The 12550-nt window shown below is 70.7% G+C and carries 10 protein-coding genes; 3 read left to right on the forward strand and 7 right to left on the reverse strand.

Annotated features, from left to right (window positions below):
• Positions 1-193 precede the first annotated feature (193 nt).
• On the forward strand, positions 194-448 hold the full coding sequence (locus KIK05_RS14190; protein WP_214411153.1) for a Smr/MutS family protein: 255 nt from the start codon (positions 194-196) through the stop codon (positions 446-448).
• Positions 449-604: 156 nt separating this feature from the next.
• Positions 605-1270, forward strand: a complete 666-nt coding sequence (locus KIK05_RS14195) for a pyridoxamine 5'-phosphate oxidase family protein (protein ID WP_214411154.1) — start codon at positions 605-607, stop codon at positions 1268-1270.
• A 115-nt stretch (positions 1271-1385) separates the two neighbouring features.
• Here the strand turns inward: KIK05_RS14195 and KIK05_RS14200 are convergent, their stop codons facing one another.
• Complete coding sequence (locus tag KIK05_RS14200; RefSeq protein WP_214411155.1) at positions 1386-2108, reverse strand: TetR/AcrR family transcriptional regulator; 723 nt, start codon at positions 2106-2108, stop codon at positions 1386-1388.
• A 79-nt stretch (positions 2109-2187) separates the two neighbouring features.
• On the opposite strand from KIK05_RS14200, the gene KIK05_RS14205 reads away from it, so the two are divergent.
• Entirely contained in the window at positions 2188-2982 is a 795-nt protein-coding gene (locus KIK05_RS14205) for a DUF2306 domain-containing protein (RefSeq protein WP_214411156.1), read from the forward strand.
• Positions 2983-3346: 364 nt separating this feature from the next.
• On the opposite strand, the gene KIK05_RS14210 is transcribed toward KIK05_RS14205, so the two are convergent.
• From KIK05_RS14210 to KIK05_RS14235, 6 genes are all read right to left on the reverse strand, one after another.
• Entirely contained in the window at positions 3347-6661 is a 3315-nt protein-coding gene (locus KIK05_RS14210) for a GH92 family glycosyl hydrolase (protein WP_214411157.1), read from the reverse strand.
• A gap of 137 nt (positions 6662-6798) precedes the next feature.
• Positions 6799-7716 carry a TIGR03620 family F420-dependent LLM class oxidoreductase gene (locus tag KIK05_RS14215; protein WP_250562768.1) on the reverse strand — a complete coding sequence of 306 codons (918 nt, stop codon included), beginning with the start codon at positions 7714-7716 and terminating at the stop codon, positions 6799-6801.
• Positions 7717-7911: 195 nt separating this feature from the next.
• Complete coding sequence (locus tag KIK05_RS14220) at positions 7912-9300, reverse strand: GH1 family beta-glucosidase (RefSeq protein ID WP_214411158.1); 1389 nt, start codon at positions 9298-9300, stop codon at positions 7912-7914.
• A gap of 29 nt (positions 9301-9329) precedes the next feature.
• Positions 9330-10199 carry a carbohydrate ABC transporter permease gene (locus tag KIK05_RS14225; RefSeq protein WP_214411159.1) on the reverse strand — a complete coding sequence of 290 codons (870 nt, stop codon included), beginning with the start codon at positions 10197-10199 and terminating at the stop codon, positions 9330-9332.
• Positions 10192-11187, reverse strand: coding sequence for a carbohydrate ABC transporter permease (locus KIK05_RS14230; RefSeq protein WP_214411160.1), 996 nt, complete (start codon positions 11185-11187; stop codon positions 10192-10194). The genes KIK05_RS14225 and KIK05_RS14230 overlap by 8 nt, the downstream gene beginning before the upstream one ends.
• 11 nt (positions 11188-11198) lie before the next feature.
• On the reverse strand, positions 11199-12518 hold the full coding sequence (locus KIK05_RS14235; protein ID WP_214411161.1) for an ABC transporter substrate-binding protein: 1320 nt from the start codon (positions 12516-12518) through the stop codon (positions 11199-11201).
• Between the last annotated feature and the right edge of the window lie 32 nt (positions 12519-12550).

Consider the following 12550-nt stretch of genomic DNA (forward strand, 5'->3'; position numbering starts at 1 on the left):
CGGCCGCCCGTGACCGGGCGACCGAACACAGACGGAGTCTAGATGTGGACCAAGGAACCGCCTAGATCCATCTATGCATTGATCTGCGGCAATATCTGACCAAATGTGGACACGATCCGGTTAGAAGCTGTGATCGGCGCAGTTGACGGAAACGTTCCAAAGGCGGCCGCCCGCCGGCGCGTACAATCGCGACGTGAAGCTGAAACTGGATCTCCACGACATCTACAACAAGGGTGCAGAGATCGACCGGGCGCTGCACGGGATCATCCAGGAGGCGATCCGCAAGAAGGCCACCGAGGTCGAGATCATCCCGGGCAAGGGGTCCGGCCAGCTCAAGAAGAAGGTGCTGCGTTTCCTCGACCAGAAGGAGATCAAGGCCCTCTACCACCGCATCGACAAGGACGCCAAGAATCACGGCCGCCTTTTCGTGTACTTCAAGCACAAGTGACCGCCGATTCGGCCGGTCCCTGGCTCGCCGGGGGACTCGATCGGGCTGAGAAGGTACTGCGCGCCCGGCTCGCCCTCCGCACTTCGTGACGGATGAGCGGGGGCGTGAGGGGGCGCCCGAGTGGTGCAGAACCGGCGAACTATGCTTGAGGCGCCAATGATCGCCTGGAAAGGGCAGGGGGACGCGGTGGCCGAGGTCGCAGAAATCGTGGAGATCACTTCCAGGACCGAGCTCCGGGAGTTGCTCGGCGAGCCGATACCGAGGGCGATCAGCAAGGAGCGGTTCGCGCTGCACGAGCGCGACAAGGAGTGGCTGGCGGCGTCCCCGTTCTGCCTCATCGCCACCAGCGACGCCGGCGGCGCCTGCGACGTCTCGCCCAAAGGCGACCCGGCGGGCTTCACGCTCGTCCTGGACGACACCACGATCGCCATCCCCGACCGTCCCGGCAACCGCCGGGTCGACGGCTTCCTCAACGTGCTGGACAACCCGCACGTCGGCCTCATCTATCTCGTCCCCGGGCGCAACGAGACGCTGCGCATCAACGGCAGGGCCCGCCTCGTGCGCGAGGCGCCGTTCTTCGACCAGATGATCGTCAAGGGCCACCGCCCCGCCCTGGCGCTCGTCGTCGAGATCGAGCAGATCTTCTTCCACTGCGCCAAGGCGTTCCTGCGCTCGGCACTGTGGAAGCCCGAGACCTGGAACCCCGGCGCCCTGCCGTCCCACGCGCAGATCGTCAAGAGCGTCCAGGCCACCGAGGAGACCCTGGAGGAGCTGGAGCGCTACTACGGCCCGGAGTACGCCAAGCGCCTCTACGGCTCCTGACCAGGGACGACGTCCCCGTCCTCGTCATCCGCCCGGCCGCCACGCGGCCGGGCGGATCGTTTTTCGGCTCGGTGCCGGAATCGGGCGGCGCTGCGCGCGGCGCCGCCGGCCGAGGTCAGCGCTGCCGGATCAGGGCCTCGACGCCGTCGAGGATGCGGTCGAGGCCGAACCTCGTGTCCGTGGCCGGATCCTCCTCGGGGTGCTCGCTGAAGACCCCGGCCGTGATCGCCTCGGCCAGGGCGGGAAAGCGCTCGGCCGTCACCAGGCGGGCGAGAAGCGGGCCGTACTCCCCGGGGCCCTCGCCCGCGGCCGCCGCGGCGGTGGTGAGCTGGGTCTCGCCCCGCACGTAGTGCAGCACGAGCATGATGACCTGCATCTTCTCCCGCGGGTGCAGGGGCGTGCCGTCGAGGGTGCGCAGGCCGGCGTCCAGCCACGCGAGCTGACCGGGTTCCAGCGGGGGCCCGCCGGTGATCTGCAGCACCCACGGATGCTCGTGGTAGACCGCGAGCAGCGCGGTGGCCCACAGGGACAGCCCGGCGCGCCAGCCTTCCGCGCAGTCGATGCCGGGGGGCAGGCTGGGGACCGCGTCCAGCATGAAGGTCTGCAGTTCGTCCTTGTTGGCGACATGCCGGTAGAGCGACATGGTGCCGCAGCCGAGGCGCTCGGCGAGCCGGGCCATCGAGAGGGCCTGCAGCCCCTCCTCGTCGGCGATGTCGATGGCCGCGGACACGATGCGCTCCAGGCTGAGCGCCTGCGCCGGGCCTCTCGCCCGCCGTTTCGACCGGCCCCAGAGGACCTCCAGCGTGTGGGGAAGCTCGGGGCCGCTGTTCTCGCTCATCGAAGGCATCCTATCGGTGTGCGTACGTCATACGCGTCAGGGTATTCCCTACCTGCTGCGTATGAGCTACGCTCTGCGTATGACATACGCTAACAGCCCTGCCGGTACGACGACCGCTGACGGAGACGCCGATGTCACCAGCGGCCTGGCCGAAGGGCAGGGACCGCCGCCCGCCGCCCGTCCCAGGCGAGGCAAGTCATGGTGGCGCCGGCCCTGGATGGCGCCGCTCGGCTTCGTGACGGTCCTCTTCCTCGCGTTCTCGCTGCCGCCGTACTTCACCGGCGACCCCGCCCGCGCACGCGTCCCGCAACCCGAGGGCTTCCCCGCCCACTACCCGCTGCTGGTCGCCCACGTGATGTTCGCGTCGGTGGCCATGGTGACGTGCTTCCTGCAGGTCTGGCCCTGGTTCCGGCGGCGTCACCCGGTGGCGCACCGGTACACCGGCCGGGTCTACGTCTTCGCCGGGGTGCTGCCGGCCGGCCTGTCCGCCCTGGTCATCGGCGCGCGCACGCCCTTCGGGCCGATGCTGATGGTCAGCGACGTGATCGGGGCGATCCTGTGGCTGTCCTTCACCGTCGCCGGCTACCGGATGGCGAGGCAGCGGCGGTACGCCGAGCACCGCCGCTGGATGCTGCGCAGCTTCACTTCGACGTTCTCCATCATCACCAACCGCGTCTGGATCGTGGTCTTCACGATCGCGCTCACCCCGCAGCTCGACACGACCTTCCAGGGCAACCAGACCTGGCTGGCCTGGACGATCTCCGGCCTGTCCGGATGGCTGGGGTGGACGGTGCCCCTGCTCGTCGTCGAGTGGTGGCTGGAGCGCGGCAACCCGGCCCGGCGCCGTGCCAAGGCGCGGGCGGCCACGGCATGAGCGCGCCGGCCGCGGCTTCGGGGGCCTGCGGCCGGCGAGAGGGGGGCGACAACGGAGGAAGCGGTCGGGCCATGCACAGGGCCGAGTCCAAGCACTGCTCACTTGGGAGGAGTGCGGCGGGGCCAAAGGCGTTCAGGCGTTCGATCGCTTCCTCACCTTCGAGGGTAACCCCTCCCACCGCACCTTCACCGGTCCGCCCGCCGTACCACGGCGCCGACTGCGCCGCACCCCCTTCCCGCCGCCCCGGCGCCGACAAGAGGACACCGGGGGCGGCGGTGGTGGGCCCAGGCCGTGAGGTGGGGGAGCGGGGGGTGAGGTGAAAGGGCGCCCCGGCCGTGGGTTCGCCACGGCCGGAGGACGAGGGTCAGGTGCCGAAGGTCCAGGCGAACAGGTGGGCGGTCGCGCGGCCCGTGGGGGCGGCCAGGGTCATGCTCCTGACCTGCTTGGCCGCGTCCAGCTGCACAGGTGTGGCCGCGAAGACGTACACGTTGATCTCCTGCTTGTCGCCGCCCGCGTCCAGGCGGTACGGGGTCTTCAGGACGATCTCGTTGCCGAACCTCGGCTGGTAGGCGTCCTTGGCGAGCGCCCAGTCGCTGAAGCCGACCGTGGTGTCCTGCGTCGTGCCGTCGGTGTAGGTGATCGTCACCTTCGTCTGGATGTCACCGCTCGCGCCGGATCCGAGCAGGGCCAGCGTCCTGGCGCCCTGCGGCACGCCGGCCAGGTCGATCGTCTGCCCGCTCGCCTGGACGTTGTCCAGGTCGCCGGGCTTGCGCTGCGGCCAGGTGAAGGTGTAGCCCTTCCAGGTCAGCGCCGCGCCCGGCTTGGCCTTGACGGCGGCGAGGGCCTGCGCCGAGTAGCTCCAGCCGCCCCCGTCGAAGTTGGCCAGCCCGGCCTCGGTGTCGTCGCCGACGCCCGCGTTGTTGTGGTACCACTCGATGGTGCCCTTCCTGGCCACGTTGAGCTTGAGCCCGGCGGGGACGCCGGCCACCTCGAACGGCACCGAGGTGAAGCCGACGGCGGCGCCGGCCGCCACGGTCACCGTCACCTGCACCGTCCCCTTGCCGTAGTCGGGCACCTGGAGCGATCCGCTCGCCGGCGTGACGGTGACGCCCGCCGGGGGCGTGGCCGACCACCGCACCTCGCCGCCCTTGCCGGCCGCCTGCACCTGCACGGTGGCGGTGAGCGTCCCGCCCGGCTCGACCGGCGCCCCGCCCGGCTCGACGCTCACCAGGTACGGCTTCGCGCCCGCCTGGAAGCTCGGCGGCGCGTCCTGCGGGGCGCTGCCGAACGCGGTGTCGGGCTCGGCGCCGAGGGTGTAGTCGAGCCTGCCGCTGAACCCTTCGGGCAGCCACGCCTTGGTCGAGGCGGCGCCGTTGACCTTCAGCGACCGCACGTACCGGTTCTGTACGGACGCGCCGGGCGCCTCGATCGTGATCGTCTTCCCGTTCGACCGGGTGACGACGATCTTCTCGAACGCCGGGCTGTTGAGCACCAGCTCGGCCCGGCCGGGGATCGCCGGATACATGCCGAGCGACGCCCACACGTACCAGGCGCCCATCGTGCCGAGGTCGTCGTTGCCGGTGAGGCCGTCCGGGGTCGGCTTGAACAGCTCCTTGCGGGCCCGTGCCACGACGTCCTGCGTCTTGTACGGCTTGCCGGCCCATACGTACAGCCAGGGCGTCAGCAGGGACGGCTCGTTGCCGAGGTAGGCGTACGGCTTGCCGGACCCGGCGTTGAGCTCGGTGAAGAAGGTGTCGAGCCGCTCCACGGCCTTGCCGTCGCCGCCCATGGCGTCGAACAGGCCGCGCGCGTTGTGCGGCACCATCCAGTGGTACTGCGCGCCGTTGCCCTCGACGTACCAGTTGGGGCTCGCCGGGTCGAAGCCGGGCAGGAACGACCCGTCGCCGAACCGGGGCTGGATCCATCCGTTGGCCGGGTTGTAGGTGCTCTGCCAGCCCTGGGCGCGCTTCATGAACTCGTCGCGCGTCGCGGTGTCGCCCAGCCGCTCGGCGAGCTGCGCGATGCCGAAGTCCGCGATGCCGTACTCCAGCGTGGTCGAGGGGTCGGCCGGCACGTAGCCGTTCTTCATGTACGCGGCGTTGCCCGGCCGTTCGTCGTAGCCCGTGCCGGGGTCGGTGCCCACCCGCCTGGCGCCCTTGACCATGGCGGCGAGCGCGGCCTTGGCGTCGAAGTCCCGCGCCCCCAGGGCGTACACGCTGGCGATGATCGAGTGGTACGGGTCGCCGTTCATCACGCCGGTGATGGTGTTCTGGTGCGACCAGCGGTCCCAGACGTCGCCGATGGAGTGGGCGTCGTCGTACATCGACTGCGCGATGTCGCTCGCCACGTCGGGACGGAGCAGGGCGATCAGCTGCGCCTCGCTGCGGTAGATGTCCCAGCCGGAGAACGTCGCGTAGTGGTGGTGGCCGCGCCTGACGGTGTGGGTGCGGTAGTCGAAGCCGGTGTAGGTGCCGTCAGCGTCGTCGAACACGTACGGCTGCAGCAGCGCGTGGTACAGGTTGCTGTAGAAGGTGCGCTTCTGCTGGTCGTCGCCGCCGGTCACCTGGATCCGGCCGAGCTGCTCGTTCCAGGCGGCGCGCGCGTCCTTGGCGACCCGGTCGAAGCCCTTGCCGCCGATCTCCTGCTTGAGGTTGGCCTTGGCCCCGTCGATGCCGACGTACGACAGCCCGGCCCGCATCTGCACGGGCGTGGCGGGGTCGAACTGCAGGTAGACGCCGGACCCCGGACCCTTGACGATCACGTCCTGCGCCGCCGCCTGCCGCCTCATGGCACCGGGGTCGGGCGCGGGGCTGGGCTCGGGGGTGGGCCTGCCGTCCTTGCCCGGCGGGGTGGCGTCACCGGGGGGCGCGGTGGGCGCCGCCAGGCCGTGCGGCTTGACGATGCCCCGCGGGATCCTGGACTCCGACCTCCCGCTCACCTGCGCCGTGCCGGGGGCGACCGAATCGTTCTTCCAGGTGCCGTAGGCGCGGACCGGCTTGTCGAAGGTGGCGTGGAAGTAGACGTAGTACTGGTTCTTGGTGCCGCAGAACCCGCCGGTCCTGGCCCAGCCGCTGACGGTGTTCCCGCTGATCTTCGCCTCGGCGTCGCCGACCCCGTTGACCGAGCCGGTGACGTTGATCAGGAGGGTCAGCGGCTTCCCGGCGGGACCGGTGAAGCGGCCGATCCCCGCGCGGGTCGTCGCGGTGGTCTCGGCCTTGACGCCGGAGTCGAGCGTGACGCCGTAGTAGCCGGGGGAGGCGGTCTCGCCGGCGTGGCCGAAGGTCTGGATGTAGTCGTCGCCGTGGGTGGCGGGCGAGGCGCCGATCGTCCCGGAGATCGGGACGACGGGGAAGTCCTGGGCGCCGCTGCACCCGGGCCCGTTGATGTGCGTCATGGACAGCCCGCGCAGCCGGTTGTCCTCGTACTTGTAGCCGCCGCCCGACCTGCGGACGGTGTCCGGGCTCCACTGCATCATGCCGAAGGGCACGGCCGCGCCGGGGAAGTTCATCCCGGCTCCGCCGCCGTGCCCGAAGTCGGGGCCGCCGTCCTGGGTGCCGAGGAAGGTGTTGACGTACGACGCGGGCTCCGGCTGGGCCTTCGCCGCCGGCGCGGCGGCCAGGGCGGGTGAGGGGATCAGCAGCGCGGTGGCCACCGCCGCCGCGCACAGTGAACGTGACAAGTGCTCCTCCGGGGGGATGGTGAGGGGCTCCCGTTGACATGACCCGCCGCCGGTACGGCGGGCGGGCCTGATACGCAGACAACGTTGTCACGACCAATAAACGGTGCCCTGACAACGTTGTCAAGGCTTCCGTCCGATCAGCGCAGCAGTGCGTTGGCCAGCCGCCGGAGGTCCTCGACGCATTTGTCCAAGGTGTCGGCCACGGGCTGGACGCAGACGTGGTCGGCTCCGGCCTTGTGGTGGGCGCGTACCCGCTCCGCGACCGTGTCCGGGTCGCCCCAGGGCACGATGGCGTCCACCAGGGCGTCGCTGCCGCCGTCCTCGAAGTCGGCGTCGCCCCAGCCCAGCTCGCGCAGCATGTTCAGGTAGTTCGGCAGCTTCAGGTACAACTCCATGTGGTCGCGGGCGGTGGCGCGCGCCCGTTCGGCGTGGGTGTCGAGGACGAACGCCTGCTCGGGCGCGAGCAGCGGGTCCGGGCCGAGGATCTCCCGCGCCCTCATGGTGTGCTCCGGGGTGACGAAGTAGGTGTGCGCGCCCTGCGCGCGCTCGGCCGCCAGCCGCAGCATCTTCGTCCGCAGCGCCGCGAGCACCCTCGGCGGCGGCTCGGGCAGCGGCGCGTTGTAGGGAGCCCGGTCCATCGCGTCGAGGTACGCGCGCATGGTCTCCACCGGCCTGCCGTAGTCGTGCCCCCGTGGGGCCACCAGCGGGGCGTGGCTGACGCCGAGACCGAGGACGAAGCGACCTCCCCAGGCTTCGCTCAGCGCGTCGGCCCCCGCGGCCGCGGCCGTCGCGTCCCGCGCCCAGATGTTGGCGATGCCGGTGGCGACGATGATGTCGTCGGTGCCCGACAGCAGGACGGCGGCGTTCGTCAGGGCCTCCTTGCCGCCGAGCAGCTCACCGATCCACAGGGCTCCGTATCCGAGCTCCTCGATCGAGGCGGCCGCCGCCCTGCTGGTGTCGGCCGCCTCGAAACCCGGGTTCGCGAGCCATACGCCGACCTTGCCGAGGCGCAGCTTGAGGGCCCTGACGTCGATCCGTGCCGGGGTGCTGCCCATGTCTCGCCCTTTCACCGTTCGTCGTGTTCCCGGTCCGAGCCTGCCCGCGCCGGCCGCCGGAGTGGCCGTGCCACCCCGGTGTTGTGCGATTCCAGGCGGAAGCCGGGAGGAAGCCCGGCGAACGCCCGCCGGGCCGTGATCGGTCCGCGCCTCCGAGGGCGCCGTGCCGATCGGCTTCCCCACGGCCCGCGCGGCTCAGGCCGAGACCGCCACCGGGTCCTGGTCCTCGTCGGAGGCGTGGGTGCGGTGGGCCGCGATGACGTCGCGGTAGCGGCGGCCACTGGTCTTGACGGTACGGCGCTGGGTGCCGTAGTCGACGTGGACCAGGCCGAAGCGCTTGTCGTAGCCGTAGGCCCACTCGAAGTTGTCCAGCAGCGACCACGCGTAGTAGCCGGCGAGGGGGGCGCCCCGGCGGGCGGCGCGGGCGCAGGCGTCCAGGTGCCGCTCCAGGTAGGACGTGCGCTCGGGGTCGTCGACGGTGCCGTCGGCGGAGACGGTGTCGGGGTAGGCGGATCCGTTCTCGGTGATGTAGATCCTCCGGGCGCCGTACTCCTCGGTCAGCCGCATGATCAGGCTCTCCAGGCCGCCGGCGTCGACCTCCCAGCCCATCCCCGTCCTGGGCACGCCCGGCCGGTCGACCTGCCGGGCGAAGGGGGGCGGCCCGTCGGGGTCGTCGGCGACGGTCACCGGGAAGTAGTAGTTGAGCCCCATCCAGTCCAGCGGCTGGGCGATCGTGGCGAGGTCGCCCGGACGTTCGGGCAGGTCGACGCCGTACACCTCGAGCATGTCGGCGGGGAAGCCGCGGCCGGTGACCGGGTCGAGCCACCAGCGGTTGGTGTGGCCGTCCATGCGCCGGGCGGCGGCGACGTCGGCCTCGGAGTCCGAGGCGGGCGCGACCGTGGAGAGGTTGTTGACGATCCCGATCCGCGAGCCCGGCGCGGCGGCCCGCACGGCCTGGGCGGCGAGGCCGTGGCCCAGCAGCAGGTGGTAGGAGGCGCGGACGGCGGCGGTGATGTCGGTCAGGCCGGGGGCCATCTTGCCTTCGAGATGGCCGATCCAGGCGCAGCACAGCGGCTCGTTGATCGTCGCCCACTGTCGCACCCGGTCGCCGAGGGCCTCGGCCACCACCGAGGCGTACGCGGCGAAGCGCTCGGCCGTCTCTCGCGCCGGCCAGCCGCCGCGGTCCTGGAGGACCTGCGGGAGGTCCCAGTGGTAGAGCGTGACGTTGGGGGTGATGCCCGCCTCCAGCAGGGCGTCCACCAGCCGCGAGTAGAAGCCCAGCCCCCGCGGGTCGACCGCGCCGTCGCCGCCGGGCAGGACCCGCGGCCAGGCGACCGAGAACCGGTAGGACGTGACGCCCAGCTCCTTCATCAGGGCGACGTCCTCGCGCCAGCGATGGTAGTGGTCGCAGGCGGCGTCGCCGTCGTCCCCATTGTCGATCTTGCCCGGGGTGTGGCTGAAGACGTCCCAGATCGACGGGGAACGACCGTCCTCCGCCACGGCTCCCTCGACCTGGTAGGCCGAGGTCGCCACGCCCCAGGCGAAGTCCCGGGGCAGGGCGGCGAGGTCGATGGGGTGGGTCATTGATATCCCTTCGGGAGAGAGCGGGACCGTCACTTGACGGCCCCCGCCGTGAGTCCGGCGACCAGGTAGCGCTGCAGGAGGAGGAATCCGGCGACGATGGGCACGCTCACCACCAGGGAGGCGGCCATGACCTGGTTCCAGTAGACGTCGTTCAGCGTCGCGTAGGCCTGCAGTCCCACCGAGAGCGTCCGGGTCACGTCGTTGGTCATGATGGACGCGAAGAGCACCTCGCCCCAGGCGGTCATGAAGGCGTAGACGGCGACGGCGACGATGCCGGGGGTCGCCGCCGGGATGACGATCCGGAACAGCGTGCTCATCGGGCCGGAGCCGTCCACCCACGCGGCCTCGTCGAGGGCGCGCGGGATCGACTCGAAGTACCCGACGAGCATCCAGATCGAGAAAGGGAGCGAGAAGGTCAGGTACGTGAGGATCAGGCCGCCGCGCGAGCCGTAGAGCGCGACCCCCGTCGCGTTGCCGATGTTGACGTAGATCAGGAACAGCGGCAGCAGGAACAGGATGCCCGGGAACATCTGCGTGGACAGCACGGTGACGGTGAAGATCCGCTTGCCGCGGAAGCGGTAGCGGCTCACGGCGTACGCCGCGAAGATCGCGATCACCACCGAGCAGGCCGTCGCCGCGCCCGCCACGATGACCGAGTTCACGAAGTAGCGGGCGAGCGGGATCGTGCTCCAGATGTCGATGTACGGCCGGATCGTCAGCCCGCTCGGCAGCCACCTGAACTGCCCGGAGACGTCCCGCAGCGGCTTCAGGGAGCTGCTGATCATGACGTACACCGGCAGGAGCACGAAGGCGGTCAGCAGGGTCAGGAACACCCGCCGGGCCCACAGGAACGAGCGGGGCGGCGCGGTCGGCGAGCGCCGTACGGGCGCGTCAGGCATCGGCGGCCCTCCTTCCTCGCGAGGTGACCACCAGGTACACCGCCGTCACCAGGAGAAGGAAGAGCAGCAGCAGGACGGACATGGCCGAGCCGGTGCCGAAGTTCCAGGTGACGAACGACGACTGGTAGATGTGGATCGAGATCAGGTCCGCGGCCCGCGGCGCCGACTTGCCGAACAGGACGTACGGCGTGTTGAAGTCGTTGAACGTCCACAGGAACAGCACCAGGACCAGCACCTGGTTGATCGGGCGCAGCGACGGCAGGGTGACCTTGCGGATCTGCTGCCAGATCCCGGCCCCGTCGATCGAGGCGGCCTCGTACAGCTCCGCGGGGATGTTCTGCAGGGCGGCCATGACGATGAGGAACGCGAACGGCCAGGTCTTCCAGACGGCGACCACCAGCAGCGCGGCGAAGCTGTTGCCGCCCAGCAGCCAGAAGGGGCGGTCGGAGGTCAGCCCGAGCTGGTCGTGCAGGATGTGGTTCACCGCGCCGTTGTCGCGCTGCAGCATGAAGGCCCAGGTGATGACCGCGGCGTAGACAGGGAGCGCGTACGGCGTCAGGAAGATCGCGCGCAGCAGCCCCCGGCCCTTGAAACGTTCCTGCATGAAGATCGCGGCCGTCACCCCGAGGAGCCAGCACAGGGCGACCGCCAGGAGGCTGAACAGGCAGGTCACGAAGAACGAGTGCAGCAGGTCCTGGCCGACGGGGGCGTTGAAGTCGACCGAGAGGCCGTAGTTCCGCAGCCCGGTCCAGGGGGCGCCGCCCCAGTCGCGGATGTAGAACTGGGTCAGCTCCTTGAAGCTCATCAGGACGCCCATGACCATCGGCACGAGGTGGACCAGGAGCTCCAGGAGCACGGCGGGCAGCAGCAGCAGGTACGGCAGGCCGGCCCGCCGCAGCCGTACCGGGAGGGCCGGGCGGCGCCGGCCGTCCGCGCCGGGACGCGCGGCGCGTCCCGGCGGGGCGTGGCCTTCGGTGGCCGTGGTCATCGCGGCACCGCTCACTGCGCCGGCATCTGCTGCTGGGCCTTGGTCAGGCGCTCCCTGACCGACTCGGTGGTAACCGGGCGCCCGGCGGCCGCGTCGGCGAAGAGCTCCTTGACGGCGGTGCCGACGGCGGTCTCGAACTGCGACTCCGCCGGGACCTGCGGGAGCGGGGCGGCGCTCTTGGCGAGCGTGTCGCGCAGCACGGCGAGGTCCTCGGTGTTGAACGCCGGGTCCTCCTGGGCGGTCTTGACCGGCGGGATGGAGCCGTAGGTCTGGTTGAGGATCTTCTGCTCGTCGTCGCTCGTCATGAACTTCACGAACTTCAGCGCGCCGTCGAGGTTGTCGCTGTTCTTGAAGACGGCCATGTTGATGCCGGCCACCATGGAGTTGACGTTCTGGCCCTGCCCGGGGGCGCCCGAGGCGACGGGGATCGGGGCGACGCCCCAGTCGCCGGGGCTCATGCCGTGCGCCTTCAGCGTGGTCGCGGCGGTCTGCCAGAAGATCATGGCGGTCTTGCCGGTGGCGATGTCCTGCAGCGACTGGTTCTGGGCGTACTCGGCGTTGCCCGGGGCGACGATCTTGTCCTGCGCCATGAAGTCGACGTACTGCTTCACGGCCGCGACCGCGCCGTCGGAGGTGAAGGCGGGCTTGCCGGAGGAGTCGAAGAAGTCGGCGCCGTGCTGCTTGGCCAGGACGAAGACCTGGTGGATGTTCTCCGACAGGTTGGAGCCCTCCACCCCCAGGGCCCACTTGCCGTCCTTGGTGAGCTTCTTGCCGTCGGCGACCAGCTCGTCCCAGGTCGCCGGCGGCTTGTCGATGCCCGCGTCCTTGAAGGCCTTCTTGTTGTAGTAGAGGGCGTAGGACATGGAGTACAGCGGCACCGCGGCGGGGTCCTTGCCGGGCGCGCCGGCCGAGCCGAGGGCGGACTCGACGAAGCGGTCCTTGCCGCCGATCCGGTCGAAGTTCTTCTGGTCCCAGGGGAGCAGGGCGCCGGTCGCCTGGAGCGAGGCCGACCAGGTGTTGCCGATGTTGAGCACGTCGGGCCCCTGGCCGGAGGTGGTCGCGGCGAGGATCCGGTTGAGCAGGTCGGCCCAGGGCACGACCTCCAGCTCCACCTTGATCCCGGTCTGCTGCTCGAACTTCTTCAGCTCGGGCTCGAGGGTCCGCTTGTCCGCCTCGATGTCCGGACCCTGGTTGGACGCCCAGTAGGTCAGCGTCTTGGGGGAGCTGTCGCCGCCGCCTCCGCCCGTGGGGGTGCCGCCGCCACAGGCGGCGACGGCGGCGGCGAGGGCGGCGAGAGTGGTGACGGCTGCTGCGGCTCGTAGTCTGCGCATGGCGGAGTCGTCCCTTTCCGGGAGGGTCCGAG

Source organism: Sphaerisporangium fuscum, assembly GCF_018531465.1.
Classification (GTDB): Bacteria; Actinomycetota; Actinomycetes; order Streptosporangiales; family Streptosporangiaceae; genus Sphaerisporangium; species Sphaerisporangium fuscum.